Source organism: Collinsella sp. MSK.8.10, assembly GCF_019041915.1.
Taxonomy (GTDB): Bacteria; Actinomycetota; Coriobacteriia; order Coriobacteriales; family Coriobacteriaceae; genus Collinsella.
This window is the reverse complement of the sequence record NZ_JAHPYF010000001.1, coordinates 334,708-359,214: the sequence shown is the minus strand read 5'-3', so window position 1 is coordinate 359,214 and position 24,507 is coordinate 334,708. Positions and strand designations below refer to the sequence as shown.

Below are 24,507 nucleotides of genomic sequence, written 5' to 3'. Positions count from 1 at the left end.
ACAAACCCCATGGATCAAAGCAAGCCTTCGTTCTTTATCACGACGCCCATCTACTACGTCAACGCCGATCCGCACCTGGGCACGGCTTATTCCACCATCATCGCCGACGTTCAGGCTCGCTATCGCCGTTCCGCCGGCTATAACGTCAAGTTCCTGACCGGCATGGACGAGCACGGCGAGAAGGTCGCCGAGGCCGCAGCCAAGCATGGCATGACGCCGCAGGAGTGGACCGATAGCCAGGCCCCGCACTTCAAGGAGCTTTGGAGCAAGCTCGAGATTTCCAACGACGACTTCATCCGCACCACCGAGCCGCGCCAGCATCATGCCGTGCAGTACCTGTGGGAGCGCATGAAGGAGTCCGGTTACCTGTATAAGGGCAGCTACGACGGTTGGTATTGCGTGCCTGACGAGACCTACTTCACTGATACGCAGGTCCAGAAGGGCGACGAGGAGTACGGCAGCGTCGGCCAGCATCTATGCCCCGACTGCCACCGTCCGCTTGAGCGCGTCCAGGAGGAGTCCTACTTCTTTAAGCTTTCCGCCTTCCAGGACAAGCTTCTCAAGCTCTATGACGAGCACCCCGACTTTGTCGAGCCTGCGTTCCGCATGAACGAGGTTCGCAGCTTTGTCGAGGGCGGCCTCAACGACCTTTCCGTGAGTCGCACGAGCTTTGACTGGGGCATCCAGGTTCCGTTTGACGAGGGCCATGTGACCTATGTATGGTTTGACGCGCTGCTCAACTATATGACGGCCGTCGGCTACGGTGTCGACACCGACGAGGCCCGTGCCGAGCTGGCCTATCGCTGGCCCGCGCAGTTCCACATCGTGGGTAAGGACATCATCCGCTTCCACTGCGTCATTTGGCCCGCCATGCTCATGGCCATCGGCGAGGCCCTGCCCGAGCACGTCTTTGCCCACGGCTTCCTGACCGTGCGCAATGCCGAGACCGGCAAGGCCGAGAAGATGTCCAAGAGCCGCGGTAACGCCATCGCTCCGCAGGACGTTATCGACATGCTGGGCGTCGAGGGCTATCGCTACTACTTTATGACCGACGTCGTTCCCGGTACCGACGGCGCTATCAGCTTCGATCGCATGGAGCAGGTCTACAACGCCGACCTGGCCAACAGCTGGGGCAACCTTATCTCGCGTTCGCTCAACATGAGCGGCAAGTACTTTGACGGTTGCGCGCCCGCCAAGCCCGCATCGTTCGATGCGTTCGACAACCCGCTGGCAAAGATCGCCGATGGCCTGGTCGACCGCTACATGGCCAAGATGGACGTGCTCGATTACGGCGGAGCCAAGGACGAGGTTATGGAGCTCATCCACGCCGCCAACCACTACATCGAGGACTCCGAGCCTTGGGCGCTTGCCAAGGATGAGGCTAAGGCTGACGAGCTGGCATTTGTGATCTACAACCTGCTCGAGGCCATCCGCATTGCCGCTCACCTGCTGATGCCGCTCATGCCTCAGACCTCTGCCGAAGCCCTGCGCCGCCTGTCCTGCGAGGACGAGGCCGCGAGCGACGACCTCAAGGGCATTTGCGCTTGGGGCCTGCTTGCCGGTGGTCAGCCCGTCGAGAAGGGTGAGCCGCTGTTCCCGCGTCTGGGCTAAGACGCCGCGCGCCATATCGGCAATTTGCTGTTTAGATGTAAGGGCATGGCCGCAACGGTCCATGCCCTTTTGTTTCAAGACGCCGCCATCATGCTAAGGAGGCAACTATGACAACTTCGCCTTTGGCAAACCCCACGGCAACAAGGGAGCTGCTGGAGGAGTTTGGCCTTGCGACCAAGCATCGCCTGGGCCAGAACTTCCTGATCGACAACCATGTAATTGAGCGCATTTGCGAGCTTTCCGAGCTCACGGGCGATGAGCGCGTGCTCGAGGTTGGCCCGGGCGTTGGTACGCTCACGCTCGCGCTGCTGCAGGAGGCGGCGTGCGTCACGTCGATCGAGACCGATCCCGAACTCGAACCGGTGCTCGATGCCCACGCCGCCGACTATGCCAACTTCCGCTTTATCATGGGCGACGCGCTTAAGGTTGGCCCGGAGCAGATTGAGCAGGCTGCGGGCGGTGAGCCGACGGTATTTGTCGCGAACTTGCCTTATAACGTGGCGGCGACGATCATTTTGCAATTTTTCCAGACGATGCCGGCGCTCAAGCGCGCCGTCGTCATGGTGCAAAAGGAGGTTGCCGATCGCATTGCCGCAGTGCCGGGCAACAAGACCTATGGCGGCTATACGGCAAAGCTTGGCCTGTATGCGCAGGTAACGGGTCGCTTTGAGGTGCCGCCGCGTTGCTTTATGCCGGCGCCACACGTGGACTCGGCCGTCGTGCGTATCGACCGTGTTGACGGTGTGGTGCCCGAAGGACTCGATCGCGAATTTGTGGCCCGCGTGATTGACGCTGCATTTGCTCAGCGTCGCAAGACCATCCGCAATTCCATGAGCGCCAACGGCTTTGCCAAGGACGTGCTCGATGCCGCCTTTGAGGCTTGCGGTATCGCACCCACCACGCGCGCCGAGACGCTCGGCGTCGCCGACTTTGTGTGCCTGGCTCGGGAGCTTTCCCATGACGCTTAATGCCGAACGCGTGACGTTTACCAAGAAAAAGAAGACGGTTGCTTGTCCCGTGCCCTTGGCACCGCTTGCCGACACACATGCGCATCTGCTTTCGTTCTGGGGCAAGGATGTGCCCGAGACACTCGTGCGTGCCAAGGCGGCAGGCATCGACCTGTTGGTGACGGTCTTCGACCCCATCGCCGACAAGCGCAGCGTGACGGACTATAGCGACTGGCTCGTGCGCGAAATTCTGCCGATGCAGGATATCCCGCAGATCAAGTATCTTGCCGGCGTGCATCCGTATGGCGCGCCGGACTATACCGACGACATTCACGCGCAGGTTGTTGCTGCGCTTGATGACCCTTTGTGTGCCGGTATTGGCGAAATCGGTCTGGACTACCACATGGATTACGACGACGACATCACGCCGGCGCCCCACAGCGTGCAGATTGATTGCATGGCACGTCAGCTCGAAGTCGCCGTGCGCTGCAATGTGCCGGTGGAGCTGCATCTGCGTCACGAGGACATGGACCAGGAGCGTACCTCGCACGTGGACGCCTACAACGTGCTTCGTGAGGTGGGCGTGCCCCAGGCCGGTTGTGTGCTGCACTGTTTTGGCGAGGACCGCGCCACGATGGAGCGCTTTGTGGAGTTGGGCTGCTATATCGCCTATGGTGGTGCGGCCACCTTTAAGCGCAACGACGACGTGCGCGAGGCATTTGCGGCAACCCCACTCGATCGAATTTTGTTCGAGACGGATTGCCCGTATATGGCTCCGGAGCCCATCCGCGGTCTTGAATGCGAGCCCGCAATGATCTCCATTACGGCAAACGCGCTGGTTAACGACCGTGTCGATCGCACTGGTGAGGACGCCGAAACAATCGCGCATGCCGCTTGGGAAAATGCCTGCAAACTTTTTCAAAAATAGTTCTTGCGTTCGCGGTGGCGCTCCGTTATTCTAATTCCTGCACGCGGGCGTGGCGGAATTGGCAGACGCGTACGGTTCAGGTCCGTATGGGGGCAACCCCATGAAGGTTCAAGTCCTTTCGCCCGCACCATTAAATGAAAGAGCTCCCAGCAATGGGAGCTTTTTTGTTATGTGCCCATCGCGGGGACTTGAACCTGCGAAGGAGCGAGCGTCAAGAAAACGCGGAGCGTTTTTAGCGAGCTGGCAAGGACGCCGGCAGGCGGCCGATGCCGGTGCGGATCCGCGAAGCGGATACGCGGACGTCCTTTCGCCCGCACCATTAAATGAAAGAGCTCCCAGCAATGGGGGCTTTTTTGTTATGCACGATCTCCTTGGACGGGTATCCTAATGGCAACGTGTGCCTATCAGAGGAGAGACCATGCTGTTTTCCGGTATCATCGCCGCCCTTACCAGCCTTTTGATTCCCATCATCATCCTGTTGCTGCTGCTCCCCAACGCCTGCTACGTCGTTGAGCAGCAGCACGCTGTGATCATCGAGCGCTTGGGTAAGTTCAATCGTATCGTCAACGCGGGCTTCCACGTGAAGGTGCCCGTGATCGACCGCAAGGCCGCCACGGTGAGCCTGCGCACCATGAAAAACGGTTTTGGCATCGACGTTAAGACCCAGGACAACGTGACCATTGGCCTTGAGGTCTCCGCTCAGTATCACGTGAGCTATGACATGGGCGCCGGCCCGGCAGATTCGGGCATCTACAAGAGCTACTATATGCTGCAGGAGCCCGTCGACCAGATGCGCGACTTCATCACCGACGCCCTGCGCTCCTCCATCCCCGTCTACACACTCGATGAGGTCTTTGCCAAGAAGGATGACATCGCCAAGGATGTCAACGCTACCGTTTCCGAGCAGATGGCCGCCTACGGCTTCACCCTCGTGTCGACGCTCATCACCAAAATCGCACTGCCGACCGAGGTCGAGAACTCCATGAACGACATCAACGCCGCCCAGCGCAAGCGCGCTGCCGCGCAGGAGCTCGCCGAGGCCGACCGCATCAAGCGCGTCACCGAGGCGACCGCCGAGGCCGAGGCGATGGAAAAGGCAGGCGAGGGTATCGCCAACCAGCGCAAGGCCATCGCGCTGGGCATCAAGGATTCGCTTGAGATTATCCAGGAGACAGGCGTTGGCAACGATGAGGCCAACCAGCTGTTCATGTTTACGCAGTGGACCGAGATGATGACGGAGTTCGCACGTACGGGCAAAAACTCGACGGTCGTGCTGCCGAGCGACTTCTCGCAGTCGGCCTCGATGTTCGAGCAGATGCTGGCTGCCGGCAAAGTTCAAAACGATTCGAAGGAGTAGGCGCGCGTGAAATACACCGTCGTTTGTGTTGGTAAGCTCAAGGAGCGCTTTTGGAAGGACGCGTGCGCTGAGTACACCAAGCGCCTGGGTGCCTATGCCAAGGTGGATATCCGCGAGGTGGCCGATATCGACCCGGCTAAGGCGGGCGGTGTGGATGCTGCGCGTGACAAGGAGGGGGCGGCGATTCTTGCTGCCTTGCCGTCTCGAGCGCATGTGATCTTGCTGGCCATTGAGGGCAAGGAACGTTCGAGTGAGGAGCTCTCGGCGAGGCTCGACGATCTTATGCTGCGAGGCAGCAGCGACATTGCCTTTGTAATCGGCGGTTCGGACGGCGTGAGTGATGAGGTGCGCGCACGAGCCGACGAGATGCTCAGCTTTGGACGCATTACCTTGCCGCATAACCTGGCGCGTGTGGTGCTGCTAGAGCAGATTTACCGTGCCTGCAAGATCAGTCGTGGCGAGCCGTATCACAAATAGGTTGGCAATACGAAACAATGGCGTGGGACAATACCTTTCGTTTTGAGGAATGTGTCTGAAAGGACTATGAGATATGAAGATTGGATTTGTCGGTTTTGGCAATATGGCGAGCGCTATGGCCGATGGCTGGATCGCTGCCGGTGTAGCTGCGAGCGACATGTGCGCCTGTGCGGGTCGCTACGACGCACTGGTTGAGCGCTGCGAGGCGCGCGGCATGGCCGCTTGCCACGATGCCGCCGAGGTTGTCTCCGCATCCGATATCGTGGTCGCTGCGGTCAAGCCGTACATGATCGAGAAGGTCTTCGCCCCGCTCAAGGATGCTCTTGCCAAAAAGGTCGTTCTGTCGGTTGCCTGGACCTGGGACAGTGCCAAGTGGGAGCAGGTCCTGCCGGGCGTCGCGCATATCTCGACGGTGCCCAACACGCCGGTTTCGGTGGGCGAGGGTGTCATCGCTTGCGAGAAGGCTTCCACGCTTAGTGATGAGCAGAGCGCAGTGGTGCTTGATCTGCTTGGCAAGCTCGGTGCGGTGGTCGAGCTCGATACGAGCCTACTGTTTGTGGGCGGCACGGTGGGTGGTTGCGCTCCGGCGTTTGTCGCCATGGCAATCGAGGCCCTGGGCGATGCGGCGGTCAAGCACGGTATCCCGCGTGCGGATGCCTATCGCATTGTGAGCCAGATGGTGCTGGGTACGGCAAAGCTGCAGCTTGCAACTGGCCAGCATCCTGCGGCGATGAAGGATGCCGTATGCTCGCCCGGTGGTGCCACCATCAAGGGCGTCGTTGCGCTCGAGGACGCCGGCATGCGCAGCGCCCTGGTCAAGGCAATCGACGCAACCCTCCAGTAAAACCTGCTATTTAGGGACAGGTTTATTTTGGCGGGTTTTTCCTGCGGTTTTGTCCTTTTAGCGAAAAGCGCCCCGCAACTGGTTCAATTCCAGTTGCGGGGCGCTTGCGTTTGCCCAGATAAAACCGACCAAAATAAACCTGTCCCTTTTTGGCGAGTTAGTCCCAGAAGCTGTCTTCTTCGTCCTCGGACTTGGGGCCGCGGTCGACATACATCTTATGGGTGCGCTTCTCCATTACAAAGGCAAGAATCGCAAACAGCAGGATGCCGCCGGCGAAAAGGATGGCAAAACCGGTGCGGGTGCCAAACAAAAAGGAAAAAACTGCGTCCATTGGGTGCCTTCTTGCGTAGTTGAGTTGGGTCGTAAACGCTCATAAGTATATACTTGCCCATACATGTACAAGGTTGCAACCTAAATGGAATGTATATCGCCGGAGGATCTAATGCTTGATATCAAGTTTGTTCGCGAGAACCCCGATGCCATCGATGTCGCCATGGCTAACCGCCAGACGTCTTGGGATCGCGAGAAGTTCTTTGAGCTCGACGACGAGCGTCGTGCCGTCATCACCGAGGTCGAGGAACTTCAAGCCACGCGCAACGCCGAGTCCAAGAAGATCGGCGCCCTGATGAAGGAGGGCAAGAAGGACGAGGCCGAGGCCGCCAAGGAGGCCGTGCGCGCCGTCAACGAGAAGATTGACGGTCTGGCCGAGCGCCGCACTGCTCTCGAGCAGGAGCAGTACGACTTCATGGCTCACCTGCCCAACATTCCCTGCGAGGCCACGCCGTACGGCAAGGACGAGGACGAGAACATCGAGCGCCGCCGCTGGGGCACCCCGCGCGAGTTCGACTTCGACTTTAAGCCGCACTGGGACCTGGGCACCGATCTGGACATCCTCGACTTCGAGCGCGGCAACAAGCTCTCCGGCAGCCGCTTCACCGTTCTCGGTGGCGCCGGCGCCCGCTTGGAGCGCGCCCTTATCAACTTCTTCCTGGACACGCACACGAGCCGTGGCTTCAAGGAGTGGTGGCCGCCTATCGTCGTCAAGCGTCAGACCATGTTCGGTACGGGCCAGCTGCCCAAGTTTGAGGACGACGCCTATCACGTCTCGGGCGACAACTTCCTGATCCCCACCGCCGAGGTCGTGCTCACCAACCTGCACGCCGGCGAGGTTCTCGACGCCGACACCCTGCCGCGCCGCTACACCGCCTTCACTCCCTGCTTCCGCGAGGAGGCCGGTTCCGCCGGTCGCGACACCCGCGGCATCATCCGTCAGCACGAGTTCGACAAGGTCGAGATGGTCAAGTTCGCTAAGCCGGAGGAGTCCGACGAGGAGCTCGAGAGCATGACCGCCGAGGCCGAGTACCTGCTGCAGCAGCTGGGTCTTCCGTATCGCGTGATTAGCCTGTGCACCGGCGACCTGGGCTTCTCTGCCCGTCAGACCTACGACGTCGAGGTCTGGCTGCCGAGCTACAACGCCTACAAGGAGATCAGCTCCTGCTCCAACTGCGGTGACTTCCAGGCTCGCCGCGCCAACATCAAGTATCGCGACCCCGATAACTTCAAGGGTTCGCGCTACCTGCACACCCTTAACGGTTCCGGCCTGCCGGCTGGTCGTACCATGGCTGCCATTCTGGAGAACTACCAGAACGCCGACGGCACCATCACGATCCCCGAGGTCCTGCGTCCCTACATGGGCGGCCTCGAGAAGATTGAGCCGGTCGCGTAACTTGGCTGCATAGGCGATATGCAAGGGCGCTCCTTCGGGGGCGCCCTATTTCGTGCGCAGGTCCATACCATGCCGTGCGGACAGCTCAATAGATAATACACGAACAACTGTTCTGTATACAGTCATCTACCTGCTATGCTTTTACTAGATAAGAGCGAGAGAAAGGGGATGCGATGGAGTTGTTTGATGATCGGGTGGTTTTGTTTGAGAGCGACGAGGGCGGGGAGTACCTGCTTGTAACGTGTGAGCCGTCTGGCATGGGTGGCCTGGTGGTTCGACAGACGAGCGAGGGTCCGTTGACCCAATGGTGCTACGAGGAGTCGCCGCATGTGGTTGAGACGTTTGTGGCGCACGAGGGGCTTGTGGCCCTGGAGCACTTCTATGGGGTCCGGACATCTAACCAGGTTGCTCGCATGCTGAGCATCTCGTTTGCCGATTATGATTGTGCCCAGCGGGTGAGATCGCTCCTGAGGGAACTTGATGCTAAGTTTGACGTGATCGAAAAGCCAATCGATCGTACGGGGAACGACGGTATATGCGGAGCAGCATGACAAAACTGCGTTCCACAAAAAAGTTTGAGATTGTGCTTGACTCCAATAAGCTAAAGTGGTTTTATATGTCTTGCGCTGCGGCGTTACCTCAGCTGGATAGAGGGTCTGACTACGAATCAGAACGTCATAGGTTCGAATCCTATACGCCGCACCAATTGAAATTGAAAGCCTCCGGCAACGGGGGCTTTTCTTTTATGGCAACACCACATGGATTCGAACCTCGGTCGAGGCGCGGGCGTCAAGAAAACGCGGAGCGTTTTTAGCCCGCGGGCGAGCGCGCCGGCAGGCGGGTGAAGCCGATGCGGATCCGCGAAGCGGATGCGCGGAATCCTATACGCCGCACCAATTGAAATTGAAAGCCTCCGGCAACGGGGGCTTTTCTTTTATGGCAACACCACATGGATTCGAACCTCGGTCGAGGCGCGGGCGTCAAGAAAACGCGGAGCGTTTTTAGCCCGCGGGCGAGCGCGCCGGCAGGCGGGTGAAGCCGATGCGGATCCGCGAAGCGGATGCGCGGAATCCTATACGCCGCACCAATTGAAATTGAAAGCCTCCGGCAACGGGGGCTTTTCTTTTACGTAAGCACCGCATGGATTCGAACCTCGGTCGAGGCGCGGGCGTCTTAATCATCACTTCGTAAAATTTTTCCAAATTGTCGCTTGACCCATCGAGGGGTCACGTGCATAATAATCCGTGCGTTGCGGCGTTACCTCAGCTGGATAGAGGGTCTGACTACGAATCAGAACGTCATAGGTTCGAATCCTATACGCCGCACCAATTGACTTTAAAGCTCCCGGCGACGGGGGCTTTTCTTATATCGCGATGCGTCGAAGATCGCGCCAAGCCCTCCAAATGATTAAAAATCAAATTCGATAACTTTTTTTGAAAAAATGCTTGACCATTATTCAGTCCCTGTGCATAATAATCAACAAGTCGCGGCGTTACCTCAGCTGGATAGAGGGTCTGACTACGAATCAGAACGTCATAGGTTCGAATCCTATACGCCGCACCAATTGACTTTAAAGCTCCCGGCGACGGGGGCTTTTCTTTTACGTAAACACCGCATTGATTCGAACCTCGGTCGAGGCGCGGGCGTAAAGAAAACGCGGAGCGTTTTTAGCCCGCGGGCGAGCACGCCGGCAGGCGGGCGAAGCCGGTGCGGATCCGCGCAGCGGATGCGCGGAATCCTATACGCCGCACCATTTGCGATTAAAGCTCCCGGCAACGGGGGCTTTTCTTTTGCGCCAGCTTGAGTGCTTTCGTCCAAAGGGACGATTTCCTGTCGACTCGTGTAAGATTCCGAGTAGATGTCGCGACTTATTCGCGACCACTCCTTCTTCAAGCGACCGATCAGGGTGATATTCCGTGGCAGAGCGTCCGACATACAAGCTCAGGTTTCTCGATCCCAAGAAGCGCTTTCCGGCGATGCCCGAGCAGCCTGCGGGACGCTCATATGGCGTGGTCTGGAAACTCTTTGGCGAGGATCAGCATGAATCTTGTTATGTCGTCGAATTCGTTGGCAAAAGCCATGTGTCGCTTTTGGGCTACGTAAGCGTTTCGGGTGAGGTGTACAAGGTGGACCGCCCCGTCAGCGAGGCTCCGCTGCCCAACGATCCCGACATGGAACTGGTCCTTGACGAGTCGGACTCCGGTATTGGTGAGATTATGGTGAGGGGAGCAAACGGCACGATGCGCGCGTGCGCGCGAACCGTCGGCTCTCCCGAAGGTCCCATGCGCGAACAGTCCGATCACGAGACATGGAATTCGACCCGCTCCCTTCCTTACGGTGAGTTCATGGCATCGATGTTCCTGCGCTACGTGATATTCGCTGACTCCGAAAATACCATTGCGAGCACGGCGGACGCCGACGGACTCGACGAGGGTATGCAAAACGTTGTCGACAAGATCAAGCTCGTAAAGTTGCCCGAGCCGGTCGAGGTGTTTTTGGGCTTTAACACGACACCGCTACCTGACGCTATCGAGACGCTGCTCTACCGCGTTGACCATGCCGAGAATCCGAGCGGTATCGAGCGCTATGCCGCCGCCCTTATGAGTGAAATTGACTTGCCTCGCTTGCGCACCATCGCCGCTAAGTCCGAGATGAGCCTGGCTCGCATCGATCGCTCAAAGCTTTTCTATCTCAATTTTGATCGCAGCCTGCTGGACCAGGACGAGATTGACATGCTGCTTGCCATCGAGTGCCGTCTTAACCGTCTCTCCGGCATCCTTGAGCACATCGGGGCCGGATTGGTCCCTGCGGCATCCTCGCCGAGCCTTGAGGGCTGCGCGCTCTTTGATGCGTGGCATATCGCCAAGACGACCAACGATGTTCCCCGACTGCTTGATACGGCCTCGAGCGATAACCCGTGGGGCAAACCGGGTACGGTGGCTTGCCAGCCGGGCGGTGAGTGGGATGTGCGTACCCGCTTCGCGCGTATTGTCGAGGCACTTAACGTGGTCACGCGGCTCGACTATACCTATCGGGCAAACGTTGCCGAAGGGATCATGCTCGTTCGGTTTGGGCAGTCTGTCGTTGATGCCATGCCGCAACGTGAATACGACGCTCAAGATGACGCCTGGCGCGAGTTGGACGAGGACGCGCGTGCGATCTGGGCCGCGGAGCACGATGCGCGCGTGGCACTCACGCTTGCGGCAGCGTGTTTTGCCGCGGGCACCTGCATCACGCGCTGCTATGTGCAGATTGCTGCTCCCGACAGTGAGCAGGGCGAGCGCGTTGTTGCAACGTATTTCTTTGGGCGCGCGGCCTATCTGGCCGATTGCGTGCCTGTCGCCAAGGATCTTGAAAGCATGGACATGGACGATATGCCGTGCAAGCGTGTGCTTGAGGCATATGAGTCAACCGCTCCGGAGACGATTGAACCTGCGGAGGTTCATGCTCGTCCGCGTGATGACCATCGCATGCTGCCGCCGGCGCTGCGCGATCTGCTGCTTGCCGATACGGCTGACGAGCTGGAGGTCATGGAAGAGGACGACGACCCATACGTGGCCCGTGTTGTTGAATTGCGCGAGCAGGCAAAAGTCGACCGTACAGGTGCTTTTGAAGGCTTTTCTCGTCTTGTTGAGGAGTTGGAGGCTAAGTGCGCCGTCGCCGAGCTTTTGGCGACAGGTCCGGTTCAAACGCAGTTTTGCGATAACCAGCTGGTGCGCATGGTGCTACCGGTGTTGGAAGAAGACCGCTCTGTGCGAATCCTTCGTGCGCCCGATGCGCTGTACTTTGCCCAACACGAGATCTGCAGCTTTTACGCCGAGCAAGAGGACTTTGAACGAGCACTGCCCGAGGTGCGCCATCTTTACGATCTGGCGCGCTCGTCCATGCAGTCGCACTTTGCGCTCATCAACGTGCTTGCGCGTCTGGAGCGCTTTGACGAGATTATCGAGGTGGCGCGCCACGGCCTACGTATTGCCAGCGATCGTTCTGCAATCGGCTACCTGTTCTATCGCTTGGCGTTTGCCTATTGGAATTGCGATCAGCTCGACCTGGCGCTGGCTTGTTACCGTCTGGTGCCGCGCGGCGAGGAGTCGGGCAGCAGCGCGCTGGAAGAAATGCAGGGCCTTATGAACGAGATGGGCGTCAGCGAGCCTCCGACGTTCGAGGAAGCGGTCGAGACCATCCACAAGGCTGGACTAGAGCTGCCGCCAGTGTCCGCCGTGACGAATCAGCTGGCAGATGCCGCTGTGCAACTGGTCGATAACGGTTTCTTTTTCCTGGCGCGCGGTTGTATCTTCCAAATGTGGCGCACCATGGGCAACGACGAGCTCGGCTCCCTCAACCGCTCGCTGGGGTAGGCGAAGCTTTCAAGAAGGAAAGGCTGCTAGGCAATTAGAAAATTTCCTCTTGCTCATCCTTGGCTGTTTGGTTACTATAGAACGGCTGTTACGGAGAGCTGACCGAGAGGCCGAAGGTGCTCGCCTGCTAAGCGAGTATGCCCCAAAAGGGCATCTGGGGTTCGAATCCCCAGCTCTCCGCCAGTACGAATTTGAAGAAGGGTCCCATTTGGGGCCCTTTTTATTATCAAGAATGGCGGCTGGGGATTCGAACCTCAAAAAAGGAGGCATCCTTTCGGACGCCTCCTTTCAGTGGACTTATTATTCTTGCGCCCTACACCTCGGGCGCCTTGGCGACGGTCTCGCTTTCTGCCGTGAGTGGGCGGTTGTCGATGCGACGGCCCAAGCGATCAAGCTTCACAAGGAGCCATTCAATGGGATTCGGCCCTGCGCCTTCCTCGTCGGCAACCAGGTCCATGACGGCGATCTTGGTGCCGTCCTGCTTGAGCGTGACGCTACCCACCTTGTCGCCAACATGTACCGTGCCCGAAAGGTCATCGTAGCTAACTTTTTCGGTCACTTCGCCGGCGAGTGAGAACACCGTTGCCTGTGCGGTGGGGTCGGCGAGCGTGGCGTCGATCGTCTTGTCCGTCCAATCTGTCTGGCTAATGCGTGCCATAAGCGGGTTGCCGTTGGCGGTCTTTTCCTGCGTGTTGGCGATTGCGACCGTCACCTTGTGACCGTAGTACCAATTGGCAAGGGTGGCGGTATCGGTAAAGCGCTGATCGGTGGTGGTGGAGTTCAAAATAACGGTGTAGATCTCGTCGCCGTCGCGGTTGTAGGCGCTCGTAAAGCAATAGCCCGCGTCGTCGGTGGTGCCGGTCTTGCCACCGATGTTGCCATCTTGACCCAGCAAATAGTTATGCGTGTCCATGGAATGCGAATGGTCGGTGCCGTCGGCGCCCGTGACCTCGATCCAGGAATCCTCGCTCGCTACGACCTCGCGGATCGTGTCGTTTTTCATGGCCTCCTGCATCATCAGCGCTACGTCGTGTGCGGTTGAGTGCATATCGCCAGCCCACTCATCAAAGTCCAGACCATGCGGGTTTTCAAAAAGCGTACCGGTGCAGCCGAGCTTCTTAGCGCGCTCGTTCATGGCCTTCACAAATGTGGCCTCGGCGTCTTTGGTCTTAGGGTCGATCTTCTTGCCCACATATTCGGCGAGCACGATGGCGGCGTCGTTGCCCGAGGGAATCATCAGGCCGCGCAGTGCCTGCTCCACGGTAAGCTCGTCGCCTTCGAGCAAGCCGGCGGTCGAATTACCCACGGTGGCCGCGGCGTTGCTCACTGTGACCTTCTCGTCCATCTTGCAATTCTCGACGGTTAGGATTGCGGTCATGACCTTGGTGATCGAGGCAATCTTGACCTGCTCATCGGCGTCGCGGGCATAGTAGACGGTGCCGTCTTTGCCCATGACGAGGGCATTGGTCGCATCGATATCGGGCAGGTTTTCGGCCGTGATACCGCGCACATCGGCGGTTTTGCCGCAAACATTGTCGGTCGTGAGCACTTGGGCGCCGGCGACGGTGGGCACGCCAGCGGCAAGGGCGATAGCGCAGACAAAGCCGGCGGCAAGTTGGGCTGAGCGCTTTGCAAAAGAGGTGAGGGACTTCACGGATTTCGCTTTCGACGGGATGGTCTCTTCTGAAACTAGAGTATATCGTTTGCCGGCGTCGGCGATCATCGCGTGCGTGCGTGACCCACATCCGCGCCCGAACGGGCACAAGGGTGCTTAAGGCCGACTTAATCACCCACGCTTGTTGTGTGTGACGGGCGCCCCCTCGGGCATAATGGAGCGCGAGAGGAGCACGCATGAACGAGCGCATACTGGTAGTTGATGACGAGAAGGCCATTGCCGACCTAGTGGGCATCTACCTTACAAAAGAAGGCTTTGACGTCCAGATTGCCTATAGCGGGGCCGATGCTGCCAAGGCAATCTTGGAGCAGGAGTTCGATCTGGCGCTGCTGGATGTCATGCTGCCCGATATCGATGGGTTTGAGCTGCTGCGTACGATCCGTTCCAGCCATACCTATCCTGTGATCATGCTGACGGCGCGCGATGCCCAGCAAGACAAGATCGAGGGCCTTTCGCTTGGCGCGGACGATTACGTGGTTAAGCCGTTTCGTCCGCTGGAGCTCGTCGCGCGCGTGCACGCTCAGCTTCGCCGCTACACCAGCTACGGTAGCCGTGCACAGGCGGCCGAGTCGCCGACCATTCAGCTCGACGGCTTGGAGATCAACCGCGACGCTCGTTCCGTGACGGTGGACGGTGCACCGGTACGCCTCACACCCACCGAGTATTCAATCTTGCTGTATCTGGTCGAGCATCGCGGCAGCGTGGTGGCCGTGGAGGACCTGTTCCGTGCGGTGTGGAACGAGGATTTTATGCCCGGCTCCAACAATACGGTGATGGTGCACATTCGCCACTTGCGCGAAAAGATTGGCGACGACGCACAAAAGCCGCGCTTTATCAAAAACGTCTGGGGCGTCGGCTACATAATCGAATAACGCTTTTCGCTTGTGAGGATCTTGATATGACAAAAGACGATAGACAAGCGTTCGAGGTGCCCGATCGGCTCTTTGAATACGTGAGGTCGGTCGTCGACAACCGCGCGCTTGCAACGGTGCTGCTCTTTTTGCTGAGCCTGCTGCTGATTGGCATCGACAACATCGCTGGAATCTTGGCGGTGCTGCTTGTCGGCTTTTTGCTGATCGATCGATTTGAGATCGTGCGCCGCTGCATGGTGATTGGCGGCGCCGCGTGGGCCATGACGTTGGCGATTGGCGCCATGGCGCTCGGCGGCATCGAAGGGCCGGTGCTGTTCGATGCCGGCTTTGTATTCAACATGCTTGGCTTTGTGCTGGCGCTTGCCGCGTGCGTGCTGTTCTTGTGCGGCCGCGCCCTGTACTACCAGGGCTACGAACAGGGCGAGCAGCATGCCGATTGTGTGCTGGCCGCTCGTATTCAAGATCGCCTGATCGATCACCCCGACACCTGGGACAACATTGACGGCGACTTCTTGGAGGTCGAGGGCGCCCTTAACCGCGTGCGTGACCGTGAGCGCAAGGTGCAGCAAGCTCTGCGTGACGAGTCGCATCGCAAGGACGATTTGGTCACGTACTTGGCACATGACCTACGCACCCCGCTTGCCAGTGTGGTGGGCTATCTTTCGCTGCTGCAAGAGGCTCCTGAGCTGCCGGTTGAGCAACGTGCGCACTTTACGGGCGTGGCTCTCGACAAGGCACACCGGCTCGATGCACTCATCGAAGAGTTCTTCGATATCACGCGCTTTGACTTCCACGATATCGTGCTCACGCGCGGCTATGTTGATCTGGGGTTGCTGCTGGCTCAGGTGGCTGACGAGTTCTATCCCATCCTCAACGAGCAGCATAAGGAAGCCCAAGTTGATATTCGCGAGGACCTGACGGTGCTCGTGGATGGCGACAAGATGGCTCGCGTGTTCAACAACATCATGAAAAACGCCGTTGCCTATAGCTATGAGGGCTCGACCATCACGATCGAGGCCAGACGCCGGGACGGCGGTGGCGTGCGCGTGCGCTTTATCAATCAGGGCGATCCCATCCCTGAGGCAAAGCTCAAGGTGATCTTTGAGAAGTTCTATCGCCTGGATGCGGCGCGTGCGACCAATCGCGGCGGCGCTGGACTGGGGCTTGCCATCGCCAAGGAGATCGTATGCGCGCACGGCGGTACCGTTGCATGTGAATCGACGCCCGAACACACGATATTCACCATCGAGCTGCCCGCCGCATAGCCAGTGTGCCCTTACAAACACTTGACAATGCGCTCACGTGCATATGAGCCGCGATTCCTACTATCGATACTGCTGAATTGATATCGATGTGGAGGTATGCGGTATGACGGCTGCTGCGGCTGTGGAGCCCACGGAGCTTGAAGAACTCATGAAAGCGCAGGCCGAGGCCGCGCACGAGCGCGAGGTTGGGGATGCGACTCGCCCCACGGCAGAGGATCTTGCCGCCTCGCCGACGCGCATCGATGTCGAGGGCCTCGACCTGTTCTATGGCGACCATCATGCGCTCAAGGACGTGAATATCAAGATCCGCGACAAGCAGATCACCTCGTTCATCGGGCCTTCGGGCTGCGGAAAGTCCACGTTGCTGCGCTGCTTTAACCGCATGAACGACGGCATCAAGGATTGCCGCATCGAGGGCAAGATTGCGCTCGATGGTCAAGATATCCTGGGCGATTACGACATCTGCCGTTTGCGCCAGCGCGTGGGCATGGTGTTCCAGCGCCCCAACCCGTTTCCCATGAGCATCTACGACAACGTCGCCTATGGGCCGCGCGGCATGGGCGTGCGCGATCGCGCTGTGCTGGATGGGCTGGTCGAGGATTCCCTGCGACGCGCCGCCCTGTGGGACGAGGCCAAGGACAAGCTCAAAGAGTCGGGTCTGAGTCTTTCGGGCGGCCAGCAGCAGCGTCTGTGCATCGCCCGCGCACTTGCCGTGCAGCCCGACATTCTGCTGATGGACGAGCCGACCTCGGCACTCGACCCTGTGTCGACGCTGGTGGTGGAGCAGCTGGCCTGCGAGCTCAAAGAGACCTGCACGCTCGTGGTCGTTACGCACAATATGCAGCAGGCGGCGCGTATCTCCGATTCGGTCGCATTCTTTTTGCTGGGTGAGCTGGTGGAGCACGCGCCCACCGCGCAACTCTTCAAGAATCCGACCGATCCGCGCACGGCGGATTATTTGACGGGGCGTTTTGGCTGATACCATCTAGTAAAGGTACCTTTAGGGTTAAGATGCGGTCATGCCGGCCGCAAAGGGGTTCAACATGATCTATTACGTCGAGGACGATGACAACATCAGGGATTTGACGGTCTATGCGCTGCGCAAGCAGGGGATTGAGGCCGAAGGCTTTTCGTGCGACGGTGAGTTTAAGGCTGCCGTGGCGCGACGGGTACCCGATGCCGTCCTGCTCGACATCATGCTGCCCGATACCGATGGCTTGGCGATTATGCGTCGACTGCGTGCCGATCGCCTGACGGCGACGGTGCCCATCATGATGCTTACCGCCAAGGATACCGAGCTCGACAAGGTGATGGCGCTCGATGGCGGTGCCGACGATTACCTGACTAAGCCGTTTTCGCTCATGGAGCTCGCCAGCCGCTGCCGCGCACTGCTGCGTCGCGGCGGCATGGTCAAACAGGCAAGCGATGTGCTCAGCGTGGGCGACATTGTGCTCTCGCCCAGCCATCGTGAGGTGACCGTTGCCGGCGAGTCGCTTAAGCTCACCCTGCGCGAGTTCGACCTGCTCGAGTACCTCATGCGCAAGCCCGGCGTGGTCTTTACCCGCGAGTCGTTGCTGCAGAGCGTGTGGGGCTGGGACTTCGACGGCGGTTCGCGCACCGTTGACGTGCACGTGCAGACGCTTCGCCAAAAACTGGGCGAGCATGCCAGCGCCATCGAGACCGTGCGCGGCGTGGGCTACCGCTTGGCCGAGCCTTCTGCCGGTGATGGTGCCGAAGGTGACGACACCGCGGCCACCGCATCGGAGGAGTAACCCGTGGTCTTCGCCCCCCAGGGAAAACATACGCTGTCGCACCGCGTTTTTGTGACGATCTTTGTCTGCGCCATGGCGGTTATCGTGGCGTTTACGGTGCTGGGTGCGTTCTTTGTGCAAAACACCTTGGCGGATGCCACGAGTGCCAATCTGGCGCAAGAAACCGAGCTCATTGCTGCCGCCCTCGACGAGCAGCAGGAGCCCATCCCGTTCTTGCGTAGCCTCGATCGAGAGGACTTGCGCATCACGCTGATTAACAAGGATGGATCGGTTGCCTACGACAACGAGGCGTCGCCTTCCACACTGCCCAACCATGGCGATCGCCCCGAGGTCATCGAGGCCTTTGAGAGTGGTTCGGGTTCCGCGGAGCGCGCAAGCTCTACGCTCGACGAGATTATGCTGTATCGCGCCGTCGCCCTTGATAACGGCCAGGTTGTCCGCTTGGCGCAGGCCCAGCCTGGCGTTGCGGCGATTTTGCTGTCGATGGTGGCGCCGATGCTGCTTATCGCAGCAGCGGGTGCGGTACTCTCGTTTTTTATGGCGCGCCGCGAGTCCCGTGCCATCATCGCGCCGTTGCAAGAGGTGGATTTGGACCACCCACGCCGTAGCTATGAGCACGCCTATGCCGAGATGGTCCCCATGCTTGAGCGTATCGAGTCGCAGCGCCAGGAACTCAAGCGCCAAATGGCGGTGCTAGCGGACAACGACCGTATGCGCCGCGAGTTCACGGCGAATATCACCCATGAGCTCAAGACGCCGCTTACGGCGATTTCGGGCTATGCCGAGCTCATCGCAAACGGCATGGTCGAGGGCGAGGGCGACCTGCGCAACTTTGGCGGTCGCATCTATCGTGAGGCGGGCCGCTTGGCAGCGCTTGTCAACGATATCCTTACGCTGTCTAACTTGGACGAGGCCGAGCGTGCAACTGAGGGCGAGGCGGTGCCCATTGGTTCCACGGAGCCTATTGAGCTCTCGCGTGCCATCTACGCGGTCGAGCAGCGTCTTGAACAGGTCGCCCGTCAGGCGAATGTGACGATAAGTCATGAGACCAAGCCTGTGGTCATCGAGGGCGTGTCGCGCTTGATTGACGAGCTCATCTATAATCTGGCAAGCAACGCCATCCGCTACAATCGACCCGGCGGTACGGTTACGCTGCAGTGCGGCACCAACGACGAAGGCCATCCGTTCCTTGCGGTCGCCGACACGGGAATCGGTATCGCGCCTGAAGAACAGGGCAAGGTATTTGAGCGGTTCTATCGCGTGGACAAGAGTAGGTCCAAGGCGCGCGGCGGAACCGGTCTGGGGCTTGCAATTGTCAAGCATGCGGCCCTGTATCATCACGCCACGCTCGATTTGTCGAGCGAGTTGGGCGTGGGAACCACCATTACGGTGACGTTTCCCATACGGCAGGACGAGCCATTCGCATAGCGATACAACATAGATATTGATGCAGACGCCGCATTTGACTTTCGGGTGCGGCGTTGTTGTACAATTTTACGATTGCTTCCGACATTTTTACAGGAGAGCCTGTTTCTTATGTATAGAGTTTGGTCTCGGTAAAAAGATGCGATAACATACGGACAGTTTTGTCAATCCGAACTGGGGAAATGAAAGGCAAGCTGCATGACCCTTCTCGAACTGTTCCAGCTGCTGAAGAAGCACCTTCAGCTGGTCATCACCCTTCCGGTGGTCTGCGCGATCGCCATGGGCATCGTGTCCTTCGTTGCGATGGACAACACCTATACCGCGACGACGAGCATGTACATTCTCGCCAAGACCGACGATAGCGGTCAGATGAGCTACAACGATCTCTCGGCGAGTCAGATGCTTTCCAACGATATCGCCACGCTGCTGGATAGTGATAGCGTTAAGAGCGGCGCAGCCAATGAACTGGGCCTCACCGATCTGGATGACTACAAGGTGTCTGTTTCCTCCGAGACCACCACGCGTGTCATTACGCTTTCGGTTACCGGCACCGATGCCAAGGAGACGGCTAAGGTCGCAAAGGCCATGGCCAGCTCGGTGAGTACGGTCGCTCAGAACGTCGGCGCTGCCCAGAGCATCAACGTTATCGACGAGGCTAAGACCCCCGAAGCCCCCAGCGGTCCCAAGCGTATGCTGTACGTTGCTGTCGCGTTCCTCGCGGGCATCTTTATCGCAGTTGCCTATGTCGTTTTGGCAGACATGCTCAACACCCGCATCCGCGGTGCCGAAGAGGCAGAAGAGCTCCTGGGCATTCCCGTTGTTGGCCGAATTCCGGCTATGAAAGGTGGTAAATAGGCATGGCTAAGGCAAAGAACACCGATAAACTCGTTGTACAGAATGCCGCCAAGACCCTTCTGGCCAACATCCGCTTTGCGAGCGTGGACGACCCCATTCGCACCATCACCGTTACCTCCTCGATTCCCAACGAGGGCAAGTCTACGGTTTCCATTAACCTTGCTCAGGCAATCGCCACGAGCGGCAAGTCCGTGCTTCTGGTCGAGGCCGATATGCGCCGCAGGTCCCTTTCCGATATGCTCGGCGTTCGTTCGCGCGGCGGACTCTATGCGGTCCTTTCCGAGCAGATCTCCATTGACCAGGCAATTGTCGAGACGGGTCAGAAGAACTTCTACTTCCTCGATGCCGAGCCGCATATTCCCAATCCTGCCGACATCATCGTCTCTCACCGCTTTGCCAAGCTGGTAAAGGCGCTGTCCGCCAAGTTCCAGTACGTCATCTTTGATGCTCCCCCGGTCGGCACCTTCATCGATGCTGCCGAGATTGCCAGCCTGACCGACGGCACGCTGTTCGTGGTGCGTGAGGATTTCACCAAGCGCGAGGAGGCGCTCAACGCCATCGGTCAGCTAAAAAAGTCCGAGAAGGTCAAGCTCATCGGTACCGTTATGAACTACTGCGAGACCGAGACCAGCGAGTACTACTACTCCTACTACACCAAGGACGGTAAGAAGGTGAAGAAGGGCTCCGACGATCAGGGGACTTCCAAAAAGGGCATCTTCACCAACCGAGCAAACGTTTAGTTGATTAAGGCTGACCTATGCGTGACATTCATTGCCATATCTTGCCGGGTGTAGACGACGGCGCCGCCGATCTCGATGAGAGCTTGGCGATGCTCGAGGCTGCCAAGCGGGCTGGTGTAACCAGAATTGTTTGCACTCCTCACTGCCGTGATCCCTATTTTGATTACGACAAGATGTGGGATGCCTTTGAGCTGCTGCGCGATAACGCTGACGGTTTTCCGCTCCAGATGGGCTTCGAGGTCAACCATCGAAAGCTCGTTGAGCTTGGTATCGATGCCGCGGAGCACTTGCATTTCGATGGGACCAACGAGTTTCTGCTCGAGCTTTCGACGCATGCCGATGCGTATGCGTTTAGAGAGTACGAGAACACGATTTACGATTTGCAGTGCCGTGGCTACCAGGTGATCATCGCTCATCCTGAGCGCTATCGTGCGGTTCAAAAGGATGTAAGCGTGGCGGAGCGCCTGGTCGATATGGGCTGCAAGCTGCAGGCTTCGGCGGACTTTATTGCCGGCGGTCGCTTTGGTCGCGAGAAAAAGCCGGCACAGCGCCTGTTCGATCAGAACCTGTACAGCTTCATCGCGAGCGATGCCCATAACGTGGGTCATTACGACTGTCTGGCGAAGGCTCGCGCGAAGTTTAGCGTGCGCGGAGCTCATTTTCGCTAAAATCTGTCCCTAACGTTCGTGTCGAATGAAGGGGTGGCTATGGATATTCAACTTAAGACGGGTTGCTTTGAGGACGCGGCGCTGGTGCGCCGCGCCGTCTTTATGGACGAGCAAGGCTACGAGAGCGAATTCGACGCTATCGATGAGGCGCAGACTTGCATCCACGTGACGCTGTACGTGGACGGCGAGCTCACCGGCTGCTCGCGCGTGTTTCCCGAGGAACTGGAGCGCGCGGCAGATGCAGAGGCTCCGGTTTCGCCGGCGTGCGACTTGGACGAAGGCGTCGCAGCGGGGGAGACCTATATTATGGGGCGCGTCGCCGTGCTGTCCACCATGCGCCGTCGCGGTCTGGCAAGCAAGATTGTCGAAGCCAGCGAAGCTGCTGCGCGCGATGCCGGCGCCAAGCTCATAAAGTTGCATGCACAGGAGTACGTGCTGCCGCTCTATACCAAGGCGGGCTACACACAGATTGCGCCGGTGGACTATGAGGACGAAGGCCAGCCCCATGCCTGGATGGCCAAACTGCTAGGCGACAGATAGGGACGTTCCTTTTCTGCCGGCAGCTGGGGACACTCCTTGGCAATCGACGCATGGGTGTTCCAACATACAGTTTTTCGATTCCGTATGTATATATGCGCGCTAATAGGTTATAAAATCTAAGTCTGAACATAGCAGGTCTGCGATGCGGCTCGGGCAACCGGGCCGTTTTTGCGGGCAGGGGTAGCGCGAAAGGACTGCACATGCGTCAATTTAAGACCGAGAGCAAAAAACTGCTCGACCTCATGATCAACTCCATTTACACCAATAAGGAAATCTTCCTGCGCGAGCTTATCTCCAACGCGAGCGATGCCGTCGACAAGCTCAACTTTAAGAGCCTTCAGGATCCGAGTGTCAAACTCGACCAGGGCGACCTGGCCATCCGTGTCTCCTTTGATAAGGATGCCCGTACCATCACTATTTCGGATAACGGTATCGGCATGACCGCCGAGGAGCTCGAGCGCAACCTGGGCACCATCGCCCATTCCGGCTCCGAGGAGTTTAAGACCGAGAACGCCAAGCAACAGGGTTCCGATGTCGACATCATCGGTCAGTTTGGCGTGGGTTTCTACTCCGCCTTTATGGTCGCCAGCCACGTGAAGGTCGTCAGCCGCGCTTACGGCGAGGAGGCCGCCCACGTTTGGGAGTCCGACGGTCTTGAGGGCTACACCATCGAGGATGGCGAGCGTGCTGAGCACGGTACCGATGTCATCCTGACGCTGCGCGAGAACGAGAAGCTCGACGCCGACGGCGAGGCCGAGACCTACGATCGCTTCCTGACCGAGTGGGGCCTCAAGAGCCTGATTCAGCAGTACAGCAACTATGTGCGCTACCCGATTCAGATGATGGTGACCAAGAGCCGCCAGAAGCCCAAGCCTGAGGACGCCGGCGACGACTACAAGCCCGAGTACGAGGACTATCAGGAGCTCGAGACCATCAACTCCATGACGCCGATCTGGAAAAAGCGCAGCTCTGACGTTGAGCAGAAGGATTACGACGAGTTCTACAAGTCCACGTTCCACGACTTTGACGATCCCGCGCGCACTATTAGCTTCCATGCCGAGGGTACACTTGAGTACGATGCACTGCTGTTTGTGCCGGGTCGCGCCCCGTTCGATCTGTACAGCAAGGACTACGAGAAGGGCCTGGCGCTCTATAGCTCCAACGTGCTGATTATGGAGAAGTGCGACGACCTGCTGCCCGACTACTACAACTTTGTGCGCGGTGTCGTGGACTCTGCCGACGTGACGCTCAATATTTCGCGTGAGACGCTGCAGCAGAACCGTCAGCTCAAGGCCATTGCCAAGCGTGTCGAGAAGAAGATTACCGCCGATCTCGAGGACATGCGCGACAACGACCGCGAGGCATACGAGAAGTTCTTTGAGAACTTTGGTCGCGGTCTTAAGTACGGCATCTACTCGAGCTACGGCATGAAGGCCGACGAGCTCGCCGACTTGCTGCTGTTCTGGTCTGCCAAGGAGCAGAAGATGATCACCCTTGCCGAGTATGCCAAGGGCATGCCCGAGGGCCAGAAGGCAATCTACTATGCCGCCGGCGATTCGCGCGAGCGCCTGACCAAGATGCCCGTCGTGAAGGGCGTGCTCGACCGCGGTTACGATGTACTGCTGCTGACGCAGGACGTGGATGAGTTCACCTTCCAGGCCATGCGTGAGTACGTGGCTGCCGATATGCCCAAGGTCTACGAGGATGACGCTGCTCGCGAGGCTGCCGAGAAGGCAGTTGCCGATGGTGCCGAGCCCGAGGTCGAGGATCGTCATCTAGAGCTCAAGAACGTTGCGACCGGTGATCTTGACCTGGCGACCGAGGACGAGAAGAAGGAGGCCGAGGACGCCACCAAGGAGAACGAGGACCTCTTTAGCGCTATGAAGGAGGCGCTCGGTGACAAGGTCGAGAAAGTCGCCGTCTCCGCGCGCCTGACCGATGCCCCCGCTTGTATCACCACCGAGGGCCCACTTTCGCTCGAGATGGAGAAGGTGCTCCAGAAGGGACCCGAGGGCGCGCCCGACGGCATGCCCAAGAGCCAACGCGTGCTCGAGCTCAACGCCAAGCACCCGGTCTTTGACAAGCTTGTCGCTGCCCAGAAGGCAGGCGACGCCGACAAGATCAAGCAGTACTCTGGTCTGCTCTACGATCAGGCCCTGCTGGTCGAGGGCATCCTCCCCGAGGACCCCGTTGCCTTCGCGGCGGCTGTTTGCAACTTGATGTAGTTAGGTAGTTACGCGGTTTTACCAAACCGCGTAACGGCTCGACGCTGCCCTCAGTTCCGCCGTTCTAACGAACGGCGGACCAGTCGACGCTGCGCGGGCGCCAGAGCGACAACTTGTCATTCAAAGAGGACGGCATGACCAGAAGGTCTATGCCGTCCTCTTTTCATGCCAATTTGTTCGCTCTGGCGCCCGCTCGCTGGCATTGCTAAAACATCGATGTTA

21 protein-coding genes and 5 tRNA genes are annotated in these 24,507 nt (G+C 58.7%); 24 read left to right on the top strand and 2 right to left on the bottom strand.

The features are described from left to right. Window positions 1-9: 9 nt before the first annotated feature. The 7 genes from metG (at window position 10) to proC (ending at window position 6,164) form a co-directional block, all read left to right on the top strand. Complete coding sequence (gene metG, locus KTF55_RS01475) at window positions 10-1,611, top strand: methionine--tRNA ligase (protein WP_117583811.1); 1,602 nt, start codon at window positions 10-12, stop codon at window positions 1,609-1,611. 107 nt (window positions 1,612-1,718) lie between these two features. Then, the gene (gene rsmA / locus KTF55_RS01470) at window positions 1,719-2,579 is read left to right on the top strand and encodes a 16S rRNA (adenine(1518)-N(6)/adenine(1519)-N(6))-dimethyltransferase RsmA (protein WP_217107522.1); all 861 of its coding nucleotides are present in this window, start codon (window positions 1,719-1,721) and stop codon (window positions 2,577-2,579) included. Beyond that, window positions 2,569-3,486 (top strand): TatD family hydrolase, encoded by a 918-nt coding sequence (locus KTF55_RS01465; RefSeq protein ID WP_217107523.1) that lies wholly within the window; start codon window positions 2,569-2,571, stop codon window positions 3,484-3,486. Before rsmA ends, KTF55_RS01465 begins: the two co-directional genes overlap by 11 nt. A 43-nt stretch (window positions 3,487-3,529) precedes the next feature. After that, a tRNA-Leu gene (locus tag KTF55_RS01460) sits at window positions 3,530-3,616 on the top strand. Between the two features lie 288 nt (window positions 3,617-3,904). Next, window positions 3,905-4,843: an SPFH domain-containing protein gene (locus tag KTF55_RS01455; RefSeq protein ID WP_117757556.1), complete on the top strand. Its 939-nt coding sequence runs from the start codon at window positions 3,905-3,907 to the stop codon at window positions 4,841-4,843. Window positions 4,844-4,849: 6 nt separating this feature from the next. Beyond that, on the top strand, window positions 4,850-5,320 hold the full coding sequence (gene rlmH, locus KTF55_RS01450) for a 23S rRNA (pseudouridine(1915)-N(3))-methyltransferase RlmH (protein WP_035136824.1): 471 nt from the start codon (window positions 4,850-4,852) through the stop codon (window positions 5,318-5,320). Between the two features lie 73 nt (window positions 5,321-5,393). Next, on the top strand, window positions 5,394-6,164 hold the full coding sequence (proC, locus tag KTF55_RS01445) for a pyrroline-5-carboxylate reductase (protein WP_217107524.1): 771 nt from the start codon (window positions 5,394-5,396) through the stop codon (window positions 6,162-6,164). Between the two features lie 157 nt (window positions 6,165-6,321). On the opposite strand, the gene KTF55_RS01440 is transcribed toward proC, so the two are convergent. Further along, window positions 6,322-6,495 (bottom strand): DUF6724 family protein, encoded by a 174-nt coding sequence (locus tag KTF55_RS01440; protein WP_006235069.1) that lies wholly within the window; start codon window positions 6,493-6,495, stop codon window positions 6,322-6,324. Window positions 6,496-6,606: 111 nt separating this feature from the next. Here KTF55_RS01440 and serS point away from each other — a divergent pair, with 111 nt between their 5' ends. From serS to KTF55_RS01405, 7 genes are all read left to right on the top strand, one after another. Continuing rightward, window positions 6,607-7,890, top strand: coding sequence for a serine--tRNA ligase (serS, locus tag KTF55_RS01435; protein WP_217107525.1), 1,284 nt, complete (start codon window positions 6,607-6,609; stop codon window positions 7,888-7,890). A 173-nt stretch (window positions 7,891-8,063) separates the two neighbouring features. Then, the gene (locus KTF55_RS01430; RefSeq protein WP_117583806.1) at window positions 8,064-8,441 is read left to right on the top strand and encodes a hypothetical protein; all 378 of its coding nucleotides are present in this window, start codon (window positions 8,064-8,066) and stop codon (window positions 8,439-8,441) included. A gap of 77 nt (window positions 8,442-8,518) precedes the next feature. Further along, window positions 8,519-8,595, top strand: a tRNA-Arg gene (locus KTF55_RS01425). 546 nt (window positions 8,596-9,141) lie between these two features. Beyond that, window positions 9,142-9,218, top strand: a tRNA-Arg gene (locus tag KTF55_RS01420). Window positions 9,219-9,376: 158 nt separating this feature from the next. Further along, a tRNA-Arg gene (locus KTF55_RS01415) sits at window positions 9,377-9,453 on the top strand. 353 nt (window positions 9,454-9,806) lie between these two features. Then, window positions 9,807-12,248, top strand: coding sequence for a lipopolysaccharide assembly protein LapB (locus KTF55_RS01410; RefSeq protein ID WP_217107533.1), 2,442 nt, complete (start codon window positions 9,807-9,809; stop codon window positions 12,246-12,248). A 92-nt stretch (window positions 12,249-12,340) separates the two neighbouring features. Beyond that, a tRNA-Ser gene (locus KTF55_RS01405) sits at window positions 12,341-12,431 on the top strand. 130 nt (window positions 12,432-12,561) lie between these two features. Here the strand turns inward: KTF55_RS01405 and KTF55_RS01400 are convergent. Continuing rightward, window positions 12,562-13,902, bottom strand: a complete 1,341-nt coding sequence (locus tag KTF55_RS01400) for a D-alanyl-D-alanine carboxypeptidase family protein (protein ID WP_217107534.1) — start codon at window positions 13,900-13,902, stop codon at window positions 12,562-12,564. Between the two features lie 197 nt (window positions 13,903-14,099). Here KTF55_RS01400 and KTF55_RS01395 point away from each other — a divergent pair, with 197 nt between their 5' ends. From KTF55_RS01395 to htpG, 10 genes are all read left to right on the top strand, one after another. After that, the gene (locus tag KTF55_RS01395) at window positions 14,100-14,795 is read left to right on the top strand and encodes a response regulator transcription factor (protein ID WP_195362018.1); all 696 of its coding nucleotides are present in this window, start codon (window positions 14,100-14,102) and stop codon (window positions 14,793-14,795) included. A gap of 26 nt (window positions 14,796-14,821) precedes the next feature. After that, entirely contained in the window at window positions 14,822-16,060 is a 1,239-nt protein-coding gene (locus tag KTF55_RS01390; protein ID WP_217107535.1) for a sensor histidine kinase KdpD, read from the top strand. Between the two features lie 103 nt (window positions 16,061-16,163). After that, entirely contained in the window at window positions 16,164-17,039 is an 876-nt protein-coding gene (gene pstB / locus KTF55_RS01385) for a phosphate ABC transporter ATP-binding protein PstB (RefSeq protein WP_217107536.1), read from the top strand. Between the two features lie 64 nt (window positions 17,040-17,103). Continuing rightward, on the top strand, window positions 17,104-17,832 hold the full coding sequence (locus KTF55_RS01380; protein WP_050766101.1) for a response regulator transcription factor: 729 nt from the start codon (window positions 17,104-17,106) through the stop codon (window positions 17,830-17,832). Between the two features lie 3 nt (window positions 17,833-17,835). Further along, a complete protein-coding gene (locus KTF55_RS01375) occupies window positions 17,836-19,260 on the top strand; it encodes an ATP-binding protein (protein ID WP_226790435.1) in 1,425 nt (474 codons plus the stop codon). A gap of 195 nt (window positions 19,261-19,455) precedes the next feature. Further along, the gene (locus tag KTF55_RS01370; RefSeq protein ID WP_022094058.1) at window positions 19,456-20,112 is read left to right on the top strand and encodes a YveK family protein; all 657 of its coding nucleotides are present in this window, start codon (window positions 19,456-19,458) and stop codon (window positions 20,110-20,112) included. A 2-nt stretch (window positions 20,113-20,114) separates the two neighbouring features. Beyond that, a complete protein-coding gene (locus tag KTF55_RS01365) occupies window positions 20,115-20,852 on the top strand; it encodes a CpsD/CapB family tyrosine-protein kinase (protein ID WP_055309657.1) in 738 nt (245 codons plus the stop codon). Window positions 20,853-20,869: 17 nt separating this feature from the next. Then, window positions 20,870-21,520, top strand: a complete 651-nt coding sequence (locus KTF55_RS01360; RefSeq protein WP_022094060.1) for a tyrosine-protein phosphatase — start codon at window positions 20,870-20,872, stop codon at window positions 21,518-21,520. Window positions 21,521-21,559: 39 nt separating this feature from the next. Then, entirely contained in the window at window positions 21,560-22,060 is a 501-nt protein-coding gene (locus KTF55_RS01355) for a GNAT family N-acetyltransferase (protein ID WP_217107537.1), read from the top strand. A gap of 200 nt (window positions 22,061-22,260) precedes the next feature. Next, entirely contained in the window at window positions 22,261-24,285 is a 2,025-nt protein-coding gene (htpG, locus tag KTF55_RS01350) for a molecular chaperone HtpG (protein ID WP_217107538.1), read from the top strand. Window positions 24,286-24,507: the final 222 nt, after the last annotated feature.